This window comes from Mesorhizobium sp. M0478, from assembly GCF_040321305.1.
In the GTDB taxonomy this organism is placed as follows: Bacteria; Pseudomonadota; Alphaproteobacteria; order Rhizobiales; family Rhizobiaceae; genus Mesorhizobium.
The window spans coordinates 44,909-68,752 of the sequence record NZ_JAMYRH010000017.1 but is presented as its reverse complement, the minus strand read 5'-3'; the positions used below and the strand labels follow the sequence as shown (position 1 = coordinate 68,752).

Annotated in this window: 20 protein-coding genes and 3 pseudogenes; 19 read left to right on the top strand and 4 right to left on the bottom strand. The window is 60.8% G+C overall.

What is annotated here, in order from left to right; all coding sequences use genetic code 11:
* Window positions 1-784: 784 nt before the first annotated feature.
* The 3 genes and pseudogenes from glmS to NKI64_RS28705 form a co-directional block, all read left to right on the top strand.
* On the top strand, window positions 785-2,605 hold the full coding sequence (gene glmS, locus NKI64_RS28715) for a glutamine--fructose-6-phosphate transaminase (isomerizing) (RefSeq protein ID WP_352671519.1): 1,821 nt from the start codon (window positions 785-787) through the stop codon (window positions 2,603-2,605).
* Between the two features lie 452 nt (window positions 2,606-3,057).
* Entirely contained in the window at window positions 3,058-3,312 is a 255-nt protein-coding gene (locus tag NKI64_RS28710; RefSeq protein WP_031197535.1) for a helix-turn-helix domain-containing protein, read from the top strand.
* Window positions 3,313-4,013: 701 nt separating this feature from the next.
* Window positions 4,014-4,888 (top strand): annotated as a pseudogene (locus NKI64_RS28705) (IS1380 family transposase); the annotation flags it as partial.
* Window positions 4,889-5,206: 318 nt separating this feature from the next.
* On the opposite strand, the gene NKI64_RS28700 reads toward NKI64_RS28705, so the two are convergent.
* Together NKI64_RS28700 and NKI64_RS28695 are read right to left on the bottom strand one after the other, a co-directional pair.
* The gene (locus tag NKI64_RS28700) at window positions 5,207-6,412 is read right to left on the bottom strand and encodes a beta-ketoacyl-[acyl-carrier-protein] synthase family protein (RefSeq protein ID WP_352671516.1); all 1,206 of its coding nucleotides are present in this window, start codon (window positions 6,410-6,412) and stop codon (window positions 5,207-5,209) included.
* Window positions 6,413-6,688, bottom strand: a complete 276-nt coding sequence (locus tag NKI64_RS28695; RefSeq protein ID WP_023673543.1) for an acyl carrier protein — start codon at window positions 6,686-6,688, stop codon at window positions 6,413-6,415. It lies immediately after the preceding gene.
* A 562-nt stretch (window positions 6,689-7,250) separates the two neighbouring features.
* On the opposite strand from NKI64_RS28695, the pseudogene NKI64_RS28690 reads away from it, so the two are divergent.
* Window positions 7,251-7,364: pseudogene (locus NKI64_RS28690) on the top strand (LysR family transcriptional regulator); the annotation flags it as partial.
* A 96-nt stretch (window positions 7,365-7,460) separates the two neighbouring features.
* Window positions 7,461-8,413: pseudogene (locus tag NKI64_RS28685) on the top strand (IS1380 family transposase); the annotation flags it as partial.
* A gap of 407 nt (window positions 8,414-8,820) precedes the next feature.
* Here the strand turns inward: NKI64_RS28685 and NKI64_RS28680 are convergent.
* Window positions 8,821-9,210 (bottom strand): hypothetical protein, encoded by a 390-nt coding sequence (locus tag NKI64_RS28680; protein ID WP_023673549.1) that lies wholly within the window; start codon window positions 9,208-9,210, stop codon window positions 8,821-8,823.
* 561 nt (window positions 9,211-9,771) lie between these two features.
* Between NKI64_RS28680 and queC the strand changes: the two genes are divergently transcribed.
* Genes queC through queE form a run of 3 tightly spaced genes read left to right on the top strand, consistent with a single transcriptional unit; the run spans window position 9,772 to window position 11,557 of the window.
* The gene (gene queC / locus NKI64_RS28675) at window positions 9,772-10,470 is read left to right on the top strand and encodes a 7-cyano-7-deazaguanine synthase QueC (protein ID WP_023708066.1); all 699 of its coding nucleotides are present in this window, start codon (window positions 9,772-9,774) and stop codon (window positions 10,468-10,470) included.
* Window positions 10,470-10,826: a 6-carboxytetrahydropterin synthase QueD gene (queD, locus tag NKI64_RS28670; RefSeq protein ID WP_023673552.1), complete on the top strand. Its 357-nt coding sequence runs from the start codon at window positions 10,470-10,472 to the stop codon at window positions 10,824-10,826. Before queC ends, queD begins: the two co-directional genes overlap by 1 nt.
* Window positions 10,823-11,557: a 7-carboxy-7-deazaguanine synthase QueE gene (gene queE / locus NKI64_RS28665; protein ID WP_023708064.1), complete on the top strand. Its 735-nt coding sequence runs from the start codon at window positions 10,823-10,825 to the stop codon at window positions 11,555-11,557. The genes queD and queE overlap by 4 nt, the downstream gene beginning before the upstream one ends.
* A 236-nt stretch (window positions 11,558-11,793) precedes the next feature.
* Here the strand turns inward: queE and hemN are convergent, their stop codons facing one another.
* On the bottom strand, window positions 11,794-13,143 hold the full coding sequence (hemN, locus tag NKI64_RS28660; protein ID WP_352671548.1) for an oxygen-independent coproporphyrinogen III oxidase: 1,350 nt from the start codon (window positions 13,141-13,143) through the stop codon (window positions 11,794-11,796).
* 152 nt (window positions 13,144-13,295) lie between these two features.
* On the opposite strand from hemN, the gene NKI64_RS28655 reads away from it, so the two are divergent.
* The 11 genes from NKI64_RS28655 to ccoS (NKI64_RS28605) all read left to right on the top strand — a co-directional run bounded on the left by NKI64_RS28655 (window position 13,296) and on the right by ccoS (NKI64_RS28605) (window position 23,660).
* A complete protein-coding gene (locus tag NKI64_RS28655) occupies window positions 13,296-14,042 on the top strand; it encodes a Crp/Fnr family transcriptional regulator (RefSeq protein ID WP_031204915.1) in 747 nt (248 codons plus the stop codon).
* Window positions 14,043-14,595: 553 nt separating this feature from the next.
* Window positions 14,596-16,206 carry a cytochrome-c oxidase, cbb3-type subunit I gene (ccoN, locus tag NKI64_RS28650; RefSeq protein ID WP_352671511.1) on the top strand — a complete coding sequence of 537 codons (1,611 nt, stop codon included), beginning with the start codon at window positions 14,596-14,598 and terminating at the stop codon, window positions 16,204-16,206.
* An 11-nt stretch (window positions 16,207-16,217) separates the two neighbouring features.
* Complete coding sequence (gene ccoO / locus NKI64_RS28645; protein ID WP_352671508.1) at window positions 16,218-16,949, top strand: cytochrome-c oxidase, cbb3-type subunit II; 732 nt, start codon at window positions 16,218-16,220, stop codon at window positions 16,947-16,949.
* Between the two features lie 11 nt (window positions 16,950-16,960).
* Window positions 16,961-17,110: a CcoQ/FixQ family Cbb3-type cytochrome c oxidase assembly chaperone gene (locus NKI64_RS28640; RefSeq protein ID WP_023690689.1), complete on the top strand. Its 150-nt coding sequence runs from the start codon at window positions 16,961-16,963 to the stop codon at window positions 17,108-17,110.
* A 2-nt stretch (window positions 17,111-17,112) separates the two neighbouring features.
* Complete coding sequence (gene ccoP / locus NKI64_RS28635; RefSeq protein WP_352671505.1) at window positions 17,113-17,976, top strand: cytochrome-c oxidase, cbb3-type subunit III; 864 nt, start codon at window positions 17,113-17,115, stop codon at window positions 17,974-17,976.
* 128 nt (window positions 17,977-18,104) lie between these two features.
* Window positions 18,105-19,664, top strand: a complete 1,560-nt coding sequence (gene ccoG, locus NKI64_RS28630) for a cytochrome c oxidase accessory protein CcoG (RefSeq protein WP_352671502.1) — start codon at window positions 18,105-18,107, stop codon at window positions 19,662-19,664.
* Window positions 19,661-20,158: a FixH family protein gene (locus NKI64_RS28625; protein ID WP_023685548.1), complete on the top strand. Its 498-nt coding sequence runs from the start codon at window positions 19,661-19,663 to the stop codon at window positions 20,156-20,158. The genes ccoG and NKI64_RS28625 overlap by 4 nt, the downstream gene beginning before the upstream one ends.
* Window positions 20,155-22,443 carry a cation-translocating P-type ATPase gene (locus NKI64_RS28620; RefSeq protein ID WP_352671498.1) on the top strand — a complete coding sequence of 763 codons (2,289 nt, stop codon included), beginning with the start codon at window positions 20,155-20,157 and terminating at the stop codon, window positions 22,441-22,443. Before NKI64_RS28625 ends, NKI64_RS28620 begins: the two co-directional genes overlap by 4 nt.
* Window positions 22,440-22,610 carry a cbb3-type cytochrome oxidase assembly protein CcoS gene (gene ccoS / locus NKI64_RS28615; RefSeq protein WP_023818738.1) on the top strand — a complete coding sequence of 57 codons (171 nt, stop codon included), beginning with the start codon at window positions 22,440-22,442 and terminating at the stop codon, window positions 22,608-22,610. The genes NKI64_RS28620 and ccoS (NKI64_RS28615) overlap by 4 nt, the downstream gene beginning before the upstream one ends.
* A 66-nt stretch (window positions 22,611-22,676) precedes the next feature.
* Window positions 22,677-23,444: a CBS domain-containing protein gene (locus NKI64_RS28610; RefSeq protein WP_352671496.1), complete on the top strand. Its 768-nt coding sequence runs from the start codon at window positions 22,677-22,679 to the stop codon at window positions 23,442-23,444.
* An 84-nt stretch (window positions 23,445-23,528) separates the two neighbouring features.
* Window positions 23,529-23,660, top strand: a complete 132-nt coding sequence (gene ccoS, locus NKI64_RS28605) for a cbb3-type cytochrome oxidase assembly protein CcoS (protein ID WP_081732297.1) — start codon at window positions 23,529-23,531, stop codon at window positions 23,658-23,660.
* Window positions 23,661-23,844: the final 184 nt, after the last annotated feature.

Below are 23,844 nucleotides of genomic sequence, written 5' to 3'. Positions count from 1 at the left end.
TGTTCTTGCAAAGGCCAGGAAAGAGCAGCATGACAAGCGCGACCGCAGCGAAGATGGCGCTTGCGACAACCGGGCTGAAGCCGGGCATGGAGGTGGTCGACCTCTGTTGCGGGGCGGCTGTGCCGATCGCCACGATCACCCGCCATGTCGTCGCACTACGCCGACCAGCTGGAGGCCGCGCAGCGCCGGCTGACCGGCGCCGGCGCGACCAATTGCGAATTCGTCGCCGGCTACGCGCTACGAACTCGCTACTCTGGTGTCACGCCCCGTGAGTCTTCACGGCCAACGCCTTCGACGGCGTCCCGGACCGACCGCGGCTGGCACGTGCCGTGCGCGAGGCGCTCGCCCCCGGCGGACATTTGTTATCGTCAACTGACACCGGCAGCCGCGCGAGACGACGACGGTCCTGAAGCGAACTCAGGCTGTCGCCAAGACAGACCATCGCCGATGCCCAAGTCGGCGGCACCATGCTCCTAGATGCCGACTGCCTGACAAGGGGCCGCAGGCCCGTCGTCCGTCCACTGTCCAAGGCCTCCTGGCCTTTCCGAGGCCGTGATCCTGCCGCGGGTGTGAGTCTGCGATCCTCATAAGAGCGTCAGGCGCGAATAGAAGTTTGGGTCGTGGCTCCACAGCGGCCGACCTATCCATCGGGTGGATGGTAGTTATCACAACAATCAATTTTACCAATATTATGGAATTCTACTACAAGGCCGCCACTTAAAGCGGCCGGACGGGTATCCGTCTCGCGTGGGCTGGTGCTGCCCGCAAAGATGCGGAGACGAACATGTGCGGGATTGTTGGCATCGTTGGGCAACAGCCGGCGTCGGATCGGTTGATCGGCGCGTTGAAGGGTTTGGAATATCGCGGCTATGATTCCGCCGGCGTTGCGACGATCATCGAGGGTGCCTTGCACCGCCGGCGCGCCGAGGGCAAGCTCGTCAATCTCCAGACGCGACTGAAGGAAGAGCCGCTGAGCGGCAACGTCGGCATCGGCCACACGCGTTGGGCAACCCACGGGGCCTCGACCGAACGCAATGCGCACCCGCACTTTAGCGACGGTGTCGCCGTAGTCCATAACGGCATCATCGAGAATTTCACCGAGCTGAAGGACGAATTGGCGGCGGATGGCGCCGAGTTCCAGACCGACACCGACACCGAGGTCGTTGGGCATCTCTTGGCCAGATACCGCCGAGAGGGCATGAGGCCGCAAGAGGCCACGCGTGCCATGCTGAAACGCGTCAAGGGCGCTTATGCGCTTGCCATCCTCTTCGAAGATGAACCGTCGACCATCACGGCGGCGCGCAACGGACCACCGCTCGCGATCGGTCACGGCGACGGCGAGATGTTCCTGGGCTCCGACGCGATCGCCCTTGCTCCCTTCACCAATGAAATTACCTATCTCATCGACGGCGACTGGGCCGTTGTCGGCAATTCGGGCGCCCATATCTTCGATGTCGACGGCCGTCCCGTCGAGCGTCCGCGCCATATCTCCACGGCCGCGGCCGATCTCGCCAACAAGGGCAACCATCGCCACTTCATGGAGAAGGAGATTTACGAGCAGCCCGAGGTCATCGCCCATGCTCTCCGTCATTACATTAACATCATAGACAGTCGCGACATGGTTCCTGGCATTGATTTCGCCAAGGTCCCGAGCTTGGCGATCTCTGCCTGCGGGACCGCCTATTTCGCCGGACTGATCGGAAAATACTGGTTCGAGCGCTATGCGCGCCTGACGGTTGAAATCGACGTTGCGTCCGAATTCCGTTACCGCGAGATCCCGTTGCCGCCGCAGTCGGCGGCTCTTTTCATCTCGCAGTCCGGCGAAACCGCCGATACGCTTGCGTCATTGAGGTACTGCAAGGAGCGTGGGCTGAAAATTGGCGCTATCGTCAATGCCTGCGAATCGACCATCGCTCGGGAGGCCGATACGGTTTTCCCGATCCTTGCCGGACCGGAGATCGGCGTCGCCTCTACCAAGGCTTTTACCTGCCAGCTTGCCGTTCTAGCAGCACTCGCCATTGGCGCCGCCAGAGCCCGCGGGACGGTCCCCGAAGACGAGCTGCAGGAGCTCGTCAGGAGCCTCGCCGAATTGCCGCGCGTGATGGGCCACGTACTCGAGAGCATCCAGCCGGAAATCGAGTTCTTGTCGCGCGAACTGTCAAAGTGTCGTGACGTCCTGTATCTCGGCCGTGGCACCAGTTTCCCGCTAGCGATGGAAGGTGCGCTGAAGCTCAAGGAGATTTCCTACATCCATGCCGAGGGCTATGCAGCGGGTGAATTGAAGCACGGGCCGATCGCCTTGATAGACGAGAACATGCCGGTGATCGTCATCGCGCCCCATGACCGTCTTTTCGACAAGACCGTTTCCAACATGCAGGAAGTGGCTGCCCGTGGAGGGCGGATTATCCTCATCACCGATGAAAAAGGGGCAGCCGTATCGAAACTCGAAACCATGCACACGCTCGTGCTGCCGGTTGTCGACGAGATTATCGCGCCAATGATCTTCTCGCTCCCGATACAGCTTCTAGCCTACCACACGGCGCTCTTCATGGGGACGGATGTAGACCAGCCGCGCAATCTCGCAAAATCGGTCACGGTCGAATGATTGTGAACCTGTACAGGTGGCGATGCGCCTCCAGGAAAGCGGTACCCCTTGTCTGGATCCGAAGCCCGGATGAAACCAGATGACCATTGTTTGCTGCAATTGCGAAACTCGGTAGCGGTTACGAGCGGGTCTTTCGCTGCCTCGCCGGTGGAGATTGCCGAAGGAAGCAGTGTCCGTGCCGAAAGTTCGAGTTGCTGTTCAAGAAAGCCATCGGCGAGAATGGTCCACGAAGGATCGCAGGTCGCATGCGCTACGCCGACCAGGCTCTCAGCACGGGCAGTCTTGATACTTGATCAGAAGCAGGTGAGCCGCCATATTCCGGCCCGGCCAATTCAGCGGCCCATCCCATGCATGAGGCCGGTTCGGCCGAATGGACGACCATTTTTTTTATTTGCTAAGTGTGCGCCTCGGGGAGGAATCTCCGAGGGAGCTCCCAGTTCTTGGAGATGTTTATGAAGGATTCGCGCATTCCCGAACCAGTCTTGACGGCTATGTCCCAGGGAACCCACATCGTCCGCGCTTATCGCGAGCACCTTGGATATTCGATCGACGACCTGGCGGTCGCGTGCGGGCTGGCCGCTGAGGAAATCCAAAACATCGAGCGAGGTCTGAGGTACAGCAAGGGCTATCGGGATCGGATAGCGAAATCGCTTTCCATACCTGTGGGAATTCTTGAGTCGGAGTTGGACATTTCGGACGCCGCCTGAACAGATCGGATGATCTGCAATGGGTGGACTAGCTGTTGTGATGTGAAGCTTGCGGCTGATGTCGACGCTTGATTCGATTGATGCGATGCCTTCTGGCGCAGCTCACCGAACAACAAAGCGATATAGCCGCCCGGAGTGCTACGAAACGTGCACGACGGCATCGGCTCGCGACGAAGGACTAACGGCGAACTCTTCCTAGTTCGGCAAGGCGATGCTGGCTTGAGCATCAACTCGGCCTACGAGAGTGGCTACTCCTAGGCTGAATCGTCCACCATGGCGAAGTCGCGCCGCTCTGAAAGTAACATGGCGGGCATCCTGACGTTTCCGGGTTGACTATGGGCGTTCGAACCAGGAAAAGGGGCCGCTCTTCGTGAGTGGCGTGCGCCGGCAGTCTGACCCCCAAGCCCCCCGCCCAGGCTGCCGGCGCGCTTCTAGAAAGATCGAAGTAGGGACTCGCTTGCGCTCTGCCCGCTGACACCTTGTGGTTCCTCCTGCGGGTCCAGCGGACCACCTTGGGTGTCGCCAGTTCTGGTGGTCACGCGCCTCCATTTGCGATCTCGTGTCAGTGAGTGCACCGCAAGCACCCTCTCTGCCAGCCTGAAAAATTCATGGGGGTTGGTGGATGTGGCGCAAGCCCGTTGAAATGACGTAGGATTTGGTTGCTTAAGCCGATCCGAAATTTCCCGGAGACCACACCCACCATGAACGATCTTGCGCTGCCGCTGAGCGGTTTGTCATCAGTCGGCGGCTAGTCCGTCGTCGCCCGTTTCGACGGCGGCATGCTGTCGTCCAACAGCGGCGTTCTGGCCTTGGCCGAGGTGGAAAAGCGGTTGCGGGTGGCCGAGCGTCTGGCGCGTTGCATCGACGATCCGCGCTGCCCGGACCAGGTCGTCCACAGCCTGGCGGACATTATCGACTTTCGCATGAAGATGATCGGCGCCGGCTACGAGGACGGCAACGACGCCAACCGGCTGCGCCGCGATCCGGTCTTCAAGATGGCCCAGGATGCGCTGCCGTCGGGTCGGGATCTGGCGTCGCAATCGACGCTGTGCCGGCTGGAGAACCTACCCGGGGTGCGGGAGCTGGTCGCGATGGGACGGGCGATGGTCGATCTCTATTGCGCCTCGTTCCGGCAAGTGCCGAAGCGGATCGTACTCGACATTGACGACACCTTCGACGCTGTGCACGGAGGCCAACAGCTTCGCCTGTTCAATGCCCACCATACGAGTACGGCTTCCAGCCGATCGTCGTGTTCGATGGTGCGGGACGGTTCGTCAGCGCGATCCTGCGACCGGCCAAGCGGCCGAGTGGGGCTGAGATCCGCCCCCACCTGCGCCGTCTGGTGCGGGCGATCCGGATCAACTGGCCCAACATTCGAATCCTGCTCCGCGGGGATAGCCATTATTGCAACCCAGGTCATCGACTGGTGCTGCGCGTCGACTTCATCTTTGGCCTCGCGCCCACCACGACCCTGCGCAAGCATGTGGCGGATCTGGAGGCCAGCACGACAGCACGCCTGGAAGCGTCGGCCAAGAGAGGCAAGGTCCGCATTTTCAAGGAGCTCATTGACGGCGCCCGCGGCGCGGCCGGGCCGGCAGCACTCAGGCGACTATAACGGGCGCAGAGCCGACCCTGCGGCTTCCAGACATTGTCGTGTACAGCTTCAGACCCTCAAGCCGAGCCCGCATGGCCTCGCTTACCTTTTACGGGGCGGCGGTACGTCCAAGCCGGTTCAACAGTTAAGAATTTCGCAAAGACGATACCCCCGGATCCTCGATCTTCCGCTGCCACTTCCCGCATTCGCCGAGGCGGTCAATGACCCGCCCTTCACAAGGTTATCCGGCAAGCATCTGGATGCGAGAGATAATGTTGCCGGAAGCATCTTTCATGGCTTCTACACCTGCCTGAACGCCAGAACCGCGTTCGTGCCGCCAAAGGCGAAGGAGTTGCTCAGTGCCACGCGCACCTTGCGCTCGCGTGCCACATTGGGCGTGACGTCGAGATTGCAATCGGGGTCCAGCTCACGATAATTGGCAGTCGGCGGGACGACGCTCTCGCGGATAGCCATCACGCAGGCGATCAACTCGAGCGCGCCGGACGCGCCGAGGCAATGCGCGTGCATGGACTTGGTAGAAGAAATGGACATTGAGAAGGCGTGCTGACCGAAGACGCGCTTGATCGCCGCCGTCTCGATCTGGTCGTTGGCCTTGGTGCCGGTGCCGTGCGCGTTGAGATAGTCGACATCCTCGGCGTCCAGCCTGGCATCGGCAAGGCAGGCCCGCATTGCTGCCTCCGGCCCCTCGACAGTCGGCGCGACGATGCCGGACGCATCGGCGGAAAGGCCGACACCGGCAATTTCGGCAAGGATGGTGGCGCCCCGAGCCAAGGCATGCTCGTAGCTTTCCAGCACCGCCATGCCGGCGCCTTCACCAAGCGACAGGCCCTGGCGATCGGCCGAGAATGGCCGGCAAGTATCGGGCGAAAGCACGCGGATCGCTTCCCATGCCTTCAGCACACCCCATATGAGCGGCGCTTCGCTGCCGCCGGCAAGCATCACGTCGGCCCGGCCGAGCCTGATCTGGTCCACCGCGCAGGCAATCGCATGGTTTGCCGAGGAACAGGCGGACGTGACGCCGAAGACCGGCCCGCGCAGGCCGAGACTCATGCTGACCTGGCCGGCAGCGGCACCCGGCATTGCCTTGGGTACAGTCAAGAGAGCGGCACGCTTACCGCCCAGAAGGATGGCGCGGTAGGTTTGCTCGATCGCATCCCACCCGCAGCCGCCAACGCCCACCGTCGCACCGAAGCGATAGCTATTTCCCTCTTTGGAGGAAAGTCCGGCCTGACGCATGGCTTCGCGCGCCGCAAGCACAGCGAGCAGGCTGAAGCGGTCCATGGAGATGAGTTGCTTGCTGTCGATGTCATGCTCCGGCAGGGCCTTGATCTCGGCACCGATCCTGACCCTCAATTCATGGAACTCGGAGTTGACGATTGGGCCGATGGCGGAGCGGCCTTCTCGCATCTCTGTCCAAATGGCGGCGGCGTTGGTTCCAAGCCCGCAAATCCCGCCAATCCCAGTAATCACGACGCGCCTGTCCATTCACACCCCCGTAGGGAGCAAGCTGCGCACGGCTTCCACCATGCCCCCAACATTCTGGAGATCCGACCATGCCTCGGCCGTATTCATCTCGATCTCGATGCCGTAGGCCTGCTCCAGGTCCCAGAGAACGTCCGCCAATCCCAGTGAATCGATACCGAGCGAAGTCAGTCCCGTGGCAGCCGTTATTTCGCCGCCCGTGGCAGGCGCTATGCCGCCCTCCGACGCGGCGCGCTTCTTGATCATTGCGATTATTTCGTTGGCGAGTTGATCTGCCATCTTGTTCCTTTCCAGCTTGCGTTTTCGGCGTCGTTCAAAACCCGAGTCGCGTCGCGTTGCCAAAATTGCCCCTCATAGAGCCTGTGCGCCGACCAAGCCCAATGCCCATAGGAACCGGACGAGTTCCGGCTTCTGCGGCGTCAGCCCGATGACGAAGAAAAGTCGCCGGCCTCCCGCTTTTGCGCCAGCACATCAAGAATCTGCGTGTAAATGGATAGGAACCGTCGTCAAACGTCAGCTAAACGCTGCGACGGTGGGTGCTGTCAGCGTATTCACTCGGCAACTCATATGTAATCGAGATGTTTCATAGCTCCGGACCAGTTGCGATCAACTATGTACCGGTCGCCATTCGTCGGAGAGTTCGACATGATTTGGAGCGCTGCCTCTCATTCCCAGTACAATCTCCACCGCACGCGACAGATTTCCTCTTTCGGGCTCTTCTCAAGGGACTCGCCACGCGATAGAGGCAGTGATCGGCGCACGTGAGGTCCTGCCAGGTCCATGCGACATTCCGGAAAATTGGTAAAATCGTTTGTTTCAATCAAATTCATCCACGCTATGGATAGCTAAGACATGCGTTTTCAAAGGGCTCGATCTGAATCTTCTCGTCGTTCTCGACGCGCTGCTTAGCGAGCGCGGCCTCACGGCGGCGGCACGCAGCATCAACCTAACCAAATTCATGGAGGTTGGTGGATGTGGCGCAAGCCCGTTGAAATGACGTAGGATTTGGTTGCTTAAGCCGATCCGAAATTTCCCGGAGACCACACCTACCATGAACGATCTTGCGCTGCCGCTGAGCGGTTTTAGTCGGCGGCAAGTCCGTCGTCGCCCGTTTCGACGGCGGCATGCTGTCGTCCACAGCGGCGTTCTGGCCTAGGCCGAGGTGGAAAAGCGGTTGCGGGTGGCCGAGCGTCTGGCGCGTTGCATCGACGATCCGCGCTGCCCGGACCAGGTCGTCCACAGCCTGGCGGACATGATCGACTTTCGCATGAAGATGATCGGCGCCGCTACGAGGACGGCAACGACGCCAACCGGCTGCGCCGCGATCCGGTCTTCAAGATGGCCCAGGATGCGCTGCCGTCGGGTCGGGATCTGGCGTCGCAATCGACGCTGTGCCGGCTGGAGAACCTACCCGGGGTGCGGGAGCTGGTCGCGATGGGGCGGGCGATGGTCGATCTCTATTGCGCCTCGTTCCGGCAAGTGCCGAAGCGGATCGTACTCGACATTGACGACACCTTCGACGCTGTGCACGGAGGCCAACAGCTTCGCCTGTTCAATGCCCACCATGACGAGTACGGCTTCCAGCCGATCGTCGTGTTCGATGGTGCGGGACGGTTCGTCAGCGCGATCCTGCGACCGGCCAAGCGGCCGAGTGGGGCTGAGATCCGCCCCCACCTGCGCCGTCTGGTGCGGGCGATCCAGATCAACTGGCCGAACATTCGAATCCTGCTCCGCGGCGATAGCCCTTATTGCAACCCGCAGGTCATCGACTGGTGCCGCGCCAACGACGTCGACTTCATCTTTGGCCTCGCGCCCACCCCGACCCTGCGCAAGCATGTCGCGGATCTGGAGGCCAGCACGACCGCGCGCTTCGAAGCGTCGGCCAAGACAGGCAAGGTCCGCAGGTTCAAGAAGTTCGTTGACGGCGCCGCTAGTTGGAGCCGCGTCGAGCGCATCATCGCGCGGGTCGAGGTCGGCGCCCACGGTGGCGATATCCGCTTCGTCCCCCGCCTGCCATCACGCCGGAGCAATCCCGGCGCCTGACGAGGCGCGTGGAAAAGCACCGCAACGGCGACCACAGCGTCGCTTCAGGCCGTCAAAAGCTTATCGCCGTGCATCAAGGCGGCTAGATGGCAACGAGGCTTATGCCGCCCGAGCATCGCAGCTAAGTATGCATGAGGGGTCGTCCCTTCAAAATACTTGATACATTTGCGCTTGCGTAGCTCCTTGCATACGCTCGATGCCAGGAGGAGACCTCTGTTCTAAACGCTCGCATCGATGCAACGCCGTTGACACCATCATCGCGGCGACCCCTATGCCGCGGCCGCCGCAGCCCTTTTCGAGCATGACGATCATGCCGGCGCCATCGCAGTGATGCACTTGCAAATTCAGAGATGCACTCTGGCCAAATGCTAGGTGCCCAGCATATGTCCGGCATCCCGCAACGCCGCTACGAAGAGACGGGCATTGCCGTTGGCATCCATCTTGGCCTGCATCGACAGGGGCATCCTGTGCCAGCTCTCCAAGGCCGCAATGTAATGTGAGAACATACCGTTAACGATGCAATAGTGGGTAACTAGGCCGTGTCCGTCTAACGCCAGCACGCCGAATTGGCCGCCGTGATATCGGATGGCTGCGACCCTCTGGACCTGCGCGTCACCGTCGATCCGCACGTTGAAAAGCAGGCTGCCGCGGCTCCTGGTGGCTATCTCGGCGGCTTTTTCAGCGAAGCTCAACGAGAGCGAGCGGACGCTTTCGACTGCCATCTGTAAAACCATCAAGTTCAGTTCATCCACTGCCATAAGGTACCTGTGCGCAAGACATGGGTGATTGCAATCGACCACACCGCTTGTTCACAGATGTCGGCTCACGACCGGTTATTCAGGGTTCGCCGGTTATCCATTGAGGGCGTGCTCATCAAAATGATCCTGACGTGGAATGCGCTGCATCTACGAAGCGCGAGGAGCAGGCCAGCCAAAGCTGTCGCGACAATTGATCTCATAATCCACCCCGATATCTGGATTTCGGCATCGCTGAACATCCCTGGTAAGTGAGCTGTTTGCGGCAAGCCCATCTCAGCTTTGTACTCCGAAACCGTTGCAATGGCGTCGCTCGGCGCTCGGGACCGACAGGCTCTGCTCGTCGAGAACTTTGTCCCCGAGAAGCGTTCGACTTTGAGCATTCCGCTGAAGGGTGACGTCTCGCCAGTCAGTGTCCTTGCAGCTCACCGCGATGGCTTTTTGCGCATCGCACGCAAGCGCACGAATTGGTCTCCGTTCACTTCACAAAATGGTTTTCCTGAAGTAATGGAGCGCAGAGAAATCTCCGGTCGCAGCCTACCCGGTTAAAACAAGGACCCAACGATGAAGACTCTCGTCGTCTGCTCCGGCGGATTGGATTCCGTTACTCTTGCCCACAAGGTGGCAGCGGAGCACCAGCTGACCGGCCTGCTATCGTTCGATTACGGCCAACGGCATAGGAAGGAATTGGGCTTCGCCACCCTTTGCGCGGAGCGCCTGAGTGTCCCGCAGCGAATCATCGATATCCACGAGATCGGCGGCGACCTTTCCGGCTCCGCGCTGACCGACAATGTGGACGTGCCCGACGGGCACTATGCCGAAGACACGATGAAGATAACGGTGGTGCCCAACCGGAACGCCATCATGTTGGCCATTGCCTTCGGCCTCGCCGCAGCGCAAGACGCTGACGCAGTGGCGACGGCCGTGCATGGTGGGGATCACGTTGTCTATCCCGATTGCCGTCCGGCCTTCATCGACGCTTTCCAGATGATGCAGGACCACGCGCTCGACGGCTACGCGCAGATTCGCCTTTATGCACCCTATGTGAACCTGACGAAGGCGGACATTGTTATGGATGGAGCCACATACGGCACGCCGTTTGCGCAGACCTGGTCCTGTTACAAGGGCGCCGAGCGTCATTGCGGGAGGTGCGGGACCTGCGTCGAGCGGCGTGAGGCGTTTCACATCGCTGGGCACCCGGACCCAACCGAGTATGAGGACTCCGACTTCTGGCTCGGAGCGCTGCGAAGGACCACCGCGTAATGTTCCGCATCACCAAGGAATTCCACTTCTCAGCCTCGCATCAGCTCACCTCATTGCCACCCGATCACCAATGCGCGCGCCTGCACGGACATAACTACATCGTCGAAGTGGAGCTTTCAGCGGATGGACTGGACGATCACGGCTTCGTGCGCGACTACCACGACTTGGCGCCATTCAAACGCTACATCGACGAGAGCTTCGACCACCGGCATCTCAACGACGTGCTGGGACACGAGCAAGTCACGGCGGAATATCTGGCCAGACATTTCTACGACTGGTGCAAGGCACGCCTGAGCGAAACCGCGGCCGTGCGGGTGAGCGAAACGCCGAAAACCTGGGCGGAATACCGGCCATGACGAATACTCATCCCGCAATCCGCGTTAGCGAGATTTTCGGGCCGACGATCCAGGGCGAGGGCGTGCTCATAGGTTTGCCGACGATCTTCGTCAGAACCGGCGGGTGTGACTATCGCTGTTCCTGGTGCGACAGCCTCCATGCTGTGGACAATCAATTCCGGCATGAATGGGAGATGATGTCCGTTGGGGCGGTGTGGAAAAATGTGCTTGCCCTTTCCGGTGGCCGCCCGGTGATGGTGTCGCTATCAGGCGGCAATCCGGCCATCCAGCCGCTCGGCGCGCTCATCGACCGGGGCCATGGTGACGGTTACCGTTTTGCGCTGGAAACCCAAGGGTCGCTTGCCAGGGACTGGTTTGCGCAGCTTGACGTGCTGATCCTCAGCCCAAAGCCGCCGTCAAGCCGAATGACGACAGATTGGGCCGCTGTCGAGGCGTGCCTCCAGGCGGCACAAGGCAAGCCCCAAGTCGTGCTCAAGCTCATTGTTTTCGACGAAAGGGACTACACCTACGCGAAAGACGCCGCTGCGCAATTTCCGCAACTTCCGATCTATCTGCAGCCCGGCAATCACACGCCGCCACACCCCACAAATGATGACGCGCCTGTCGACCTTGACGGAATATTGAAGCGCATGGAGTGGCTGGTTGACAGCGTGACCCGCGACAGATGGTTCGAGGCCCGCGTGCTGCCGCAGCTGCACGTTGTGCTCTGGGGTAACAAGAGAGCCGTCTAGCCCAGGCCCTTTCCACTGGAACTGCGCCGGCAGAATTCGGGTGAACGGGTGGTTCAGGTCGAAGGGAGCTGTCGCCGACAACCATGATCCGACAGGCAGGGCTCGAGCGGACGATATCGTCGCTGCGCCAAGACGCGTCTGGTCCGCTCAGAATCTTGTCTCGATAGACGGTCGCCGATGAACAAACGTACCGCGGTCCATGATCGACTGAGAGGCATGACCGTTCCTCTGAGTGCTCAGACTGCCGCCGAGTGCCTGGCCGTTCCAGCTTCGAAATATTTGTCGAACCTGGCCGCGATGCTTCGGACGAAAGGGCGACTTTCAGCCGGCACAACGAATCTGTCGCCATCAAGTTCAAGCAATCGAACCGGATCGTGGAGGGCCATGGAACTTGACTGAAGGAGGAGCCTCTGGCCGGCCTCGCCGAAGCGTTCCACCAGATCGATGGCCGAGAAGGCGAAGTCGCACATCAAACGTTCGATGATCCAGCCGCGAACGCGGTCGTCGTTGGAAAGTGCGATACCCCGAACAGCGGCCAGCCCGCCGTCATCAACCATGCGTCTATATTCGCTAGTTGAAGGCATGTTCTGCGCATAGCCTTGCCGAAACTGGCTAATGGATGACGGGCCGAGCCCGATCAAGATTTCGCAGCAATCGTCCGTGTAGCCCTGAAAGTTCCGGTGCAAAGTCCCGGTGTGTGCCGCAATCGCCAGCGCATCGCCTGGTTTGGCGAAATGGTCGAGCCCGATTGCCTCGTATCCATTGTCTACAATCGCCTGTGCAGCCAGTTGCGACTGGGCAAAGCGCTCCGCGGGACCCGGCAACCAGGCCTCGTCGATCATCGTCTGATGTTTCTTGAACCACGGTACATGCGCGTAGCCAAACAGTGCGATCCGATCCGGTTCCAGGGTCAGTGCCTGCGTGACCGTAGAAGCGACGCTTTCCCTGGTCTGGTGCGGCAGACCATAGAGCAGGTCCAGATTGACGGATTCGACGCCGCGCGAACGAACGCCGTCGACGACCGTCTTGGTCTGCAGGAAGCTCTGCTCGCGGTCGATCGCCTTTTGCACCTTCGGATCGAAATCCTGAACGCCGAGGCTCGCACGGGTCATGCCGATTTCGGCAAGCGCATCGAGGCGGGCATCGTCCATATCGTTGGGTTCGATTTCAACGCTGATCGTGGCGCCGGGAAGAAAGCCGAAGCTGTTGCGCAGGGCGGTTCCCAGCGCCACCATATCTTCGGGCTTGAGCATGGTCGGCGAACCACCGCCGAAATGGACGGCACGCACACGACCTTTGCCTCCAACAAGACCGGCGACGGTAGCGATCTCGGCATGCAGTGAGCGGAGATAGATCGTCACCGGTTCGTAATGGCGTGTCTGCTTGGTATGGCAGGCACAAAACCAGCAAAGCTTGTCGCAGTATGGGATGTGCAGATAGAGCGAGATTTCGTCGCCCTCATCGAGCCGCTGTAGCCAGCCACGACAAACGGTAGCGTCAACGCTTGCATTGAAATGCGGCGCGGTCGGGTAGCTCGTGTAGCGCGGGACGTTCTCGCCAAATCTGGCAACTAGCTTTTGTCGCATGTCGTGGTCCACCGTGTTTGCCTCGCCCGAACTGTGGATGCTTGGATGAGCCTAAGCCCTGATTTCGATCAACCTTCAGCACGGACAAACTGCCGCAAGGATTTTTCTACCGTGGATGCTATCCTGCGCGCACGGAGCGGTAGAGCGATCGAATGACATTACGGCAGGATATTCACAGTTCCGGCATCCCCGTTCTTTGCCTGTCTTGCGAGGCACGGCGCCGCGGTGTCTGTGGCGCGCTAGAGCCAGACCATTTGGCTCAGCTCGCCAAGACGTCGTCGCGGCACAAAATCGAGCCGGGGGTCGAACTGATCGGCGACGCCGAGGCGGTCGACTGTTATTCGAACGTGCTTTCAGGCGTGGTGAAGCTCACGAAGAGCCTGTCAGATGGACGCCAACAGATTGTCGGCCTGCAGTTCGCCCCGGATTTTCTGGGTCGGCCCTTCAAGATGAAAAGTGCGATTAATGCGGAAGCGGCAACAGCTGTCTCGCTATGCTCGTTTCCCAGAGCGGCCATCGAACGGATGATGAAGCAGTCACCCGAATTTGTGCATCGCCTGCTCAAGCAGGCGCTGAACGAACTTGACGAGGCACGCGAATGGATGGTGACTCTGGGGCGCAAGACCGCACCAGAGAAGGTGGCGAGCTTTCTCCTCATGATTGCCCGGAACATCGACTCCAATGTTGACCCGACGGCTAGCTCGACGTGCTTCGAGCTGCCGATGACGCGTGCCGACATTTCTGATTTCCTTGGAATCACAAACGAGACCGTGAGCCGTCAGCTGACCAGCCTGAGAATGGACGGCGTGATTCGGATCGAGAACAACCGCCGCGTCACCGTGGACAGCATGAGCCGGCTGGAACGGCGCTGCGGCGGCCGAGGCGCTACAGCCGTTTGAATGACGCAGAGCTGCATGGCCCCCGTCACTTACTTCATTCGGGGCAGGGCATGCTCGCGTTGGGCTCAGAAGAAGTCGCGTAGCGACAGCCCGTTCTCCATCCGATCGTATGCGCCAGTTGCCTTTCGGCTCGTCGGCGAAGCATCCACACTTGGCCGAAGTCAATACGCCTCATCCGCAGGGGAAAATCGCCGTCTCCCCAAGCCATGAATGTCACGACGGCAGCGTAACGCTGGCGCTCGCTGTTCCAAGGCATTGAACGCGGGGTTCGGTAAGGCGTCGACCTGCTTTCCAGCGTCGCAGAAGGTGCGCTCCCCCACACGCCCGCGGTCGCCTCCGCACCCGGGGCCCGACCGGGGACGCCAGGCCCCATCCATAAACGGGCGGCCGTTGGTGCGCTTCCACATTCGATCGTCGCAGTCTGATCGCACCGAACTCGATGCTGCTCGAGCAAAATGGTGCGGCTCTGACATGGATCAGGGCGAGCAGGCGACGGCTGCGCAATAAGGCACCGCGGTTTGGCATCCGCCGGAATTGGAAATCGGGGCTTGCGATGAAATTCGGCAAAGAAATCGTGCTTCTAAGCCTGTTCGCATTCGCGGCTTTGGTGGCGGCTGGCGCTGGGGTGGATGAACCCTTTCGCCAGCATATGTGGGTCTTGTTCTTCGCCTTGGCTGGCTTCACTGCGATCCTACTGCGTAACACTGAGTTCAAGCCTGCCGCTCCGATCGACCCGTCCGCTTACATGGACGGGCCAATCCGCTACGGCGCCATCGCCACCATGTTCTGGGGTGTGGTTGGCATGGTGGTCGGGGTGGTCATCGCGCTGCAGCTTGCCTATCCCGATCTCAACATCCAGCCCTGGTTCAACTTCGGCCGCTTGCGGCCTCTGCACACCTCGGGCGTCGTCTTCGCCTTCGGCGGCAATGCGTTGCTTTGCACGTCTCTCTATGTCGTCCAACGCACATGCCGCGCTCGGCTGTTCGGTGGCGATCTCGCCTGGTTCGTGTTCTGGGGCTACCAGCTCTTCATCGTCATGGCCGCGACAGGTTATCTGCTCGGCATCACCGAGAGCCGCGAATATGCGGAACCCGAATGGTATGTCGACATCTGGCTGACCATCGTCTGGGTCGGCTACCTGATCCTGTTTCTGGGCACCATCCTGAAGCGCAAGGAACCGCACATCTACGTCGCCAACTGGTTCTATCTTTCCTTCATCGTGACCATCGCGATGCTGCATGTGATCAACAACCTGTCGATGCCGGCCTCCTTTCTCGGCTCCAAGAGCTATTCCGCATTTTCCGGAGTCCAGGACGCCCTGACGCAGTGGTGGTACGGCCACAATGCCGTCGGGTTCTTCCTCACCGCCGGCTTCCTCGGCATGATGTACTATTTCGTGCCCAAGCAGGCCAACCGGCCGGTCTATTCCTACCGCCTGTCGATCGTCCATTTCTGGGCAATCATCTTCCTCTACATCTGGGCCGGGCCGCATCACCTGCACTACACCGCTTTGCCCGATTGGGCGCAGACGCTCGGCATGGTGTTCTCGATCATGCTGTGGATGCCGTCATGGGGCGGCATGATCAACGGCCTGATGACGCTGTCGGGCGCCTGGGACAAGCTGCGCACCGATCCCATCATCCGCATGATGGTGATGGCCATCGCCTTCTACGGCATGTCGACCTTCGAAGGCCCGATGATGTCGATCAAGACGGTCAATTCTCTGTCGCATTATACCGACTGGACCATTGGCCACGTTCACTCCGGCGCGCTCGGCTGGGTCGGCATGATCTCGTTTGGCGCAATCTACTTCATGGTGCCGAGACTCTGGAACCGTGAACGGCTCTATTCGCTCAGGCTCGTTACCTGGCACTTCTGGCTGGCGACGCTTGGCATCGTTGTCTACGCCGCTGTCATGTGGGTGTCCGGCATCATGCAGGGCCTGATGTGGCGCGAATACGACGAGCAGGGCTTCCTGGTCTACTCCTTCGCCGAAACCGTGGCCGCTATGCACCCTTATTACATCATGCGCGCCATCGGTGGGGCCATGTACCTCTCCGGCACCCTGATCATGGCCTGGAACATCGCCATGACCATCCTCGGCTACCGGCGCGAGCAGGATCCGATGCCGCGCTCCACCCCCGCCCTCCAGCTTGCGCGATGATGAGACAGAAAATGAGGTTGATGAACAGACACGCGGTCATCGAGAAGAACGCTACACTTCTCCTCCTCGGGTCGCTGCTGGTCGTGACAATCGGCGGCATCGTCGAGATCGCGCCGCTCTTCTATCTCGACAACACGATCGAGAAGGTGGAGGGCATGCGGCCTTACTCGCCGCTCGAACTTGCTGGTCGAAACATCTATGTCCGCGAGGGCTGCTACCTCTGCCACAGCCAGATGATCCGCCCGTTCCGCGACGAGGTCGAGCGCTACGGCCACTACAGCCTGGCGGCCGAGTCGATATACGACCACCCCTTCCAGTGGGGATCGAAGCGCACCGGACCGGATCTCGCCCGCGTTGGCGACCGGTATTCCAACCTGTGGCACGTGGATCACCTGACAGATCCACGGTCCGTGGTACCGGAATCGATCATGCCGAGCTATGCCTTCCTTAAGGACAAGCCGATCGCGGTGAAGGACTTCTCGACGCATCTGGTCGCCAACAGGCGCGTCGGCGTCCCTTACTCCGACGACATGATCGCCAACGCCAATGCCGATTTGATGGCGCAGGCTGATCCCAACGCCGACACATCCGGCCTCGAGGCCCGCTACCCCAAGGCCAAGATCGGCGACTTCGACGGCAACCCGCAGCAAGTCACCGAAATGGACGCGCTGGTTTCTTATCTCCAGATGCTGGGCACGCTGGTCGATTTCAAGAACTACGGTGAGACCGCCGGCTACCGCTGAGGACAATGGCCATGACGTACAATTTCATGCGGGAGTTTGCCGACAGCTGGGGCCTACTTGCCATGGCTCTTTTCTTCATCGGATCTGTTGCCTTTGCAGTTCGTCCCGGAAGCCGCAGGCAAGCCGGCGAAGCAGCTCAAATTCCTCTGAAGGAGGACTGATCATGAGCAGCGATCACATCGACGAGGTTTCCGGCATCTCAACCACCGGTCATGAGTGGGACGGCATTCGGGAGCTCAACAACCCGCTTCCGCGCTGGTGGGTCTGGACGTTCTACATCACCATAGTCTGGGCGATCGGGTACACGATCGCCTATCCGGCATGGCCTCTGCTGCACACGGCAACCAAGGGGGTGCTCGGCTACTCCAGCCGCAACGATGTCGGGAACGAGTTGTCCGCGGCTGAAGCGGCCAAGGGCAAATATGTCGCCGCGATAGAAGCGAAAAGTGTTTCGGAGATCGCGGCGGACGACACGCTGCGCGAATTCGCCGTCGCCGCCGGCGGTGCCGCGTTCAAGCTCAATTGCGTGCAGTGCCATGGTTCCGGCGCCCAGGGCTCCAAGGGCTTCCCCAACCTTAACGACGACGACTGGCTGTGGGGCGGCAAGGCGGACCAGATTCAGCAGACGATCACCCATGGCATTCGCTTCGCCTCCGATCCGGATACGCGCCTGTCGGAAATGCCCGCCTTTGCCGACATCATCACCGCCGACCAGATCAAACAGGTCAGCGCCTACGTCGCCAGTCTGTCGGGGGCCGTCGTCAATCAAGCATTGGTCGCGCCGGGCGCAAAGGTCTTTGCCGAAAACTGCGTGGCCTGTCACGGCGACAATGCAAAAGGCAACAAGGAACTCGGCGCTCCAGATCTGACCGACGCCATCTGGCTCTACGGGTCAGGCGAAGCGGCCATCGCCGCCCAGGTCACCGCGCCGAAACAGGGCGTGATGCCGGCCTGGGGCGCGCGCCTCGGCGAGACCAAGGTCAAGGAACTGGCGGTCTACATCCATTCGCTTGGCGGCGGAGAATAGCAAAGCAGCCTATTCTCGTCCTCCCCCTCCCGCCAAGCGACGAGGCCCGGCGCAAGCCGGGCCTCGGCATCATCCAGAACCGATGAGTCGGCTTCCGGCGAAATCGTCGCTGGTGACTGGAGCTTCTCGTGCTCGATAACACGCAAATAGAAAGGATCGAACCCACGCCGGTCAACTCCGCCAAGGTGCGTCAGCCAATGTATGCCGCGCGCAGGAAGATCTTCCCGAAGCGGGCCTCGGGCAGCTTTCGCCGATTTAAATGGATCGTGATGGCGATCACGCTGGGCATCTACTATCTGACGCCATGGCTGCGCTGGGATCGGGGTCCGTTTGCCCCCGACCAGGCGGTGCTGCTTGATGTCGCCAACCGGCGCTTCTATTTCTTCTTCATCGAGATATGGCCCCAGGAATTCTACTATGTCGCCGGCCTTCTGGTCATGGCCGGCGTCGGTCTTTTCCTGATCACGTCGACTGTTGGCCGTGCCTGGTGTGGCTACACATGCCCACAGACCGTATGGGTCGATCTGTTCCTGGTCGTCGAGCGCGCGATCGAGGGCGACCGCAACGCACGCATCAAGCTCGATGCCGGTCCCTGGACCACTCGTAAGCTTGTGCTGCGGGCATCGAAACACGTCATCTGGCTGGTCATAGCCGCAGCGACTGGTGGCGCATGGATCTTCTATTTCGCCGATGCGCCGACGCTGCTCGGCGAACTCTCCACCGGCACGGCAGCGCCTGTCGCCTACATCACCGTCGCGGTCCTGACGGCGACGACCTACACGTTTGGCGGGCTGATGCGCGAACAGGTCTGCACCTATATGTGCCCATGGCCGCGCATCCAGGCAGCCATGCTCGACGAGAGCTCGCTCACCGTCACCTACAATGACTGGCGCGGCGAACCGCGCACGCGTCACGCCAAGAAGGTTCTTGCCGCAGGGCATCCCGTCGGCGATTGCGTCGACTGCAATGCCTGTGTCGCCGTCTGTCCGATGGGGATCGACATACGCGACGGTCAGCAACTCGAATGCATCACCTGCGCGCTCTGCATCGATGCCTGTGACGGCGTCATGGACAAGCTCGGCAAAGCGCGAGGACTGATCTCCTACGCGACGCTCTCCGACTACAACGCCAACATGATGCTGGCTACCGCAGGCGGCGCCAGCTCGGTCGATCCATCACTGGTCAGGACGGATGACGGCGTGTTTTCGGACAGGGTGGCGCATTTCCATATCCACAAGATCTTTCGGCCACGAACCTATGTCTACATGGCCATGTGGTCGCTGATCGGGCTGGGCCTGCTCTTTTCGCTGCTGACGCGCGACCGGCTCGAAATCAATGTCCTGCACGACCGCAACCCGCAATTCGTGACGCTCTCGGACGGCTCGATCCGCAATGGCTATACCGTCAAGCTCTTGAACATGATCCCCGAACCGAGAACGATTATCGTCACCCTCGGGGGTTTGCCAGGCGCGGAGATGAGCATCGTTGGCGTCGATCTCCCCGCCGATCGCTCCTTTGCAGTACAGGTCGAACCCGACCGGCTGAAGATGTTGAAGGTTTTCGTGCGCCTGCCCGCCGACCAGATTCATGGCCAGGCGCAGACCTTCACATTCCGGGTCGAAGACAAGGTCAGCTTCGAGTCCAATGAATACACCGCCACTTTCAACGCGCCGGAGATCGCCAGATGAACGCCACCACGCGAAAACCCCGCGAGTTCACCGGCAGGCACATGTTGGCCACCGTCCTTGCCTTTTTCGGCGTGGTCATCGCGGTCAATCTGACGATGGCGACGCTTGCCAACACAAGCTGGACCGGCCTTGTCGTCGAAAATACCTATGTGGCGAGCCAGCAATTCAACAAGAAGGCCGAGGAAGGCCGTGCGCAGGCAGCGCTTGGCTGGACCGGCCAGTTGACCATCGCATGGGGCGAAGTCCGCTATCGCATCATCGACGCCGCGGGCAAACCGGTTTCCCTGCATGGCGTGAAGGTGCTGTTTCGCCATCCGGCTTACGAGAAAGAGGATGAGTCCGTCACGCTCGCCCTGGTCTCTGGCCAGGAGTTTGCAGCACAACACGTGCCAAGGGATGGTGTCTGGATCATCGAAATAGACGCCGATGCCGGCCTGGCAAAACCTTATCGCGACGTGCGCAGGGTCATGATTTCCCAAGGGGTGCTGAAATGAGCTGCTGCGCGCCGGGCGCTGAAATGGCGCTGGATCTGGTCAGCCCCGCTTCGGTCCTGCCGTCAAGCCAGGAGGTCAGGCTGGCGAGCCGGTCGCTGGGCGATGACCTTCATCAGACCGACCTGTCGGTACCGACGGTTCACTGCGGCGCCTGCATCCAGATGATCGAGACCGCGTTGGGAAAGCTCAATCACGTCCAGGCCGCCCGCGTCAACCTTTCAACGAAGCGGGTCTCGGTCCAGTGGCGCGGCGATGAGGTTCCACCATTGGTCGCAGTGCTCGGGCGCCTGGGCTACCAGGCACATCTGTTCGAAGCCGACACCGATGCGAAGGACAGGACGTTATCGGAGCTCATCCGCGCCGTCGCCGTTGCCGGCTTTGCGGCGGGCAACATCATGCTGCTCTCGGTATCGGTCTGGTCCGGCGCCGAAGGCGCCACGCGCGATTTGTTCCACTGGGTCTCGGCGCTCATCGCCATTCCCGCCCTCGCCTTTGCCGGCGGGATCTTCTTCAAATCGGCGTGGACTGCGCTGCGCCACGGCCGCATGAACATGGACGTGCCGATCGCCGTCGGCGTGTCGCTGGCCTACGCCATGAGCCTCTATGAGACGATCACCCATGGCGACCACGCCTATTTCGACGCGTCGGTATCGCTGCTGTTCTTCCTGTTGATCGGCCGCACGCTCGATCACGTGATGCGCGAACGCGCGCGGACCGCGGTAAAGAACCTGTCACAGTTGGCTGCGCGTGGCGCCATGGTGCTGCGCGGCGATGGCGCACGGGACTATTTGCCGGTTGGCGAAATCGAACCAGGGATGCAACTGCTCATTGCAGCCGGCGAGAGAATCCCCGTCGACAGCACGATCGTTCATGGAGCGTCGGATCTTGACTGCTCACTGGTCACTGGCGAGAGCACGCCGCGAAACGTCGCGCCAGGGGAGATTGTGCAGGCCGGTGTCCTCAACCTCACCGGTCCGCTGACGATTGAGGCGACAGCGGCCGCCAAGGATTCGTTCCTGGCGGAAATGGTTCGGTTGATAGAGGCCGCCGAAGGTGGTCGCGCCCGGTATCGCCGTATCGCCGACCGCGTGTCGGCACTCTACGCGCCCGTGGTTCATCTCACCGCCTTGGCAACCTTCCTGGGCTGGATGGCGGTGACTGGCGACTGGCACCGGGCGATGACGATCGCAATCGCTGTTCTCATCATCACATGCCCGTGCGCGCTTGGCCTCGCCGTTCCAATCGTTCAGGTGGTGGCCGCGCGGCGCCTGTTCGAAAACGGCATCATGGTCAAGGACGGCTCGGCAATGGAGCGCCTGGCGACGATCAATACAGCCGTGTTCGACAAGACCGGGACGCTCACGCTTGGGAAGCCACGGCTCGTCAACGCAGCTTCGATTGATCCCGCCATGCTGGCAATCGCTGCCGACTTGGCCGCGCATTCGCGTCATCCATATTCAAAGGCCATTGCCAGCTTTTCCGTCAGCAGCAGCCAGCACAAATTCGACGCGGTGACCGAGCACCCGGGTTCCGGGATCGAAGCCACAGCCGCCGGTAGCATCTGGCGGCTGGGTAGACGCGGATGGGCTGGCTGGAAGGCTCGAACCGGCGGCGAAGGCAGACATGGCTACGGCGGAACAGTCCTGACGAAAAACGGCATGATTGTCACATCCTTCGTTTTCGAGGATGCGCTGCGCCTCGACACCAGGGCAGCGATCGATCAACTACGCAACGCTGGTATGTGCGTGGAAATGCTGTCGGGCGATACCGCGAAAGGCTGCGCCGAGGTTGCGGACGTGCTTGGTGTCGACGACTTCGTTCCCTGCCTGCTGCCGTCCGGCAAGGTTGAACGCATCGAGAGCCTGGCGAGAGACGGGCACAAGGTTCTGATGGTTGGCGACGGCCTCAATGACACGCCGGCGCTGAGCGCCGCGCATGTCTCGATCGCACCCGCCACCGCCGCCGACATTGGCCGCAATGCAGCCGACTTCGTTTTTCTGCGCGAAAGCCTCTTGGCGATCCCGCTGGCGCTGGACGTGTCGCGCAAGGCGGGAAGCCTGATCCGACAGAACATAACAATTGCAATCGTTTACAATGCTGTGGCCGTGCCGATCGCCATTCTGGGCCATGTTACGCCTCTCATCGCGGCGGTCGCGATGTCTGCCTCGTCATTGCTTGTGATTGGAAACGCAATGCGTCTGCAAGGCTTCGCAACGGGTGCGTCGTCCGAAACTGCGCGGCAGGACAGGCCCGCGCGGGCCGGCACCTTGGCCCGATCCTCATGACGACGCTCGCCTATCTCATTCCGGTGGCGTTGTTCCTTGGCGCACTCGGCCTGTCCGGCTTCCTGTGGGCGTTGAGAAGCGGCCAATACGATGATCTCGATGGCGCTGCGGAGCGCATTCTAATCGACCGCGACGACGGCGCGGAGAATCCTCCTTGTTCCAAGTGACTCAGATCAACGCGCCGCGGGTCGGGATGTCCTATCGTCGTCCGACGAAAGATCAGGAGGGTGAGGATGCAAGCCCAATCCATAATGACAAAGCCAGTCATCACGACGGATGCGAACGCGACGATCGCGCAAGCGGTCGAGCTCATGCTTTCAAACAAGGTCAGCTGCCTGCCGGTAGCAGACAGCGACGGCACCCTGATTGGTATTGTAAGCAAAAGCGACTTCTTGCGCCGAGAAGAACTTGGGACCCAGCGTGTGCGTCCGCGCTGGCTGGAGTTTGATCTTGGCCCGGGCACAGTCGCCAATGACTATGCGCGCTCGAACGGACGGATCATCCATCAGGTGATGACCACACCCGTCATCTCGGCGCCTCCTAGCGCCTCGATTGCAGATATTGTCGACCTGATGATGCAACATCGCATCAACAATCTTCCGATTGTCGATCGGGACAGGGTCATCGGCATCATCACGCGAACTGATTTGCTGCTTGTCCTGATCCGCGCCATGCCGAAACAGGGAACCACGCCACCCGATGACGACCTGATCCGCAAGGCTATCCTTGCCGAACTGCAGTCACAAACCTGGAGCGGTGGTGACTTGATCGATGTGAGGGTCAGCGACGGCCTTGTCGAACTGAAGGGGGCGATTGTCGACGAGCGTCAGCGGAAGGCAGCGATCGTTGCGGCTGAGAAGGTTGCCGGCGTCGGGCAAGTCAAGGACGGCCTCCTCCTCAGTACGGATCCGTTCGGTGAAGGTTTCATAGCTGCGGAAAAGGCGGGGACGCGGAGCAGAGTCCCTTTGGTTCTGCTCCCTTCCCACATCACTTGGACATGAGGCTGTCGGCGAGTTCCTTCGGCGTCTAGCGCCCGTCATGGGCGGAGAGCACGCTGTCGGCAGCAAGATGCCCGTCCTGACGGAATGCGATGGCCGCTGCCTGTTTTGGTGGGGCTTGGACCGGCGCTTCCTGTGGATATGAAGAGCGGCCAATACGAAGATCTCGACGGCTCCGCCCAGCGGATCCTTATCGATCGGGAAGAGCCGCGAGGCTGAACCGGTTGGCGGCGCCCAACGACTGTGCGGATGCTGGTCGTCAGTCGACCGAGTCTTTGCTGGATTGCCTCGTCATGATGATATCGGCGCGCGTGCGAAGAACGGATCAGCCACAATACGTTGCCGAACCTTTGGCCAGTAGGGGCCCGCGATTGGGAAGCCGACCATTCAGAATGCCTAGACA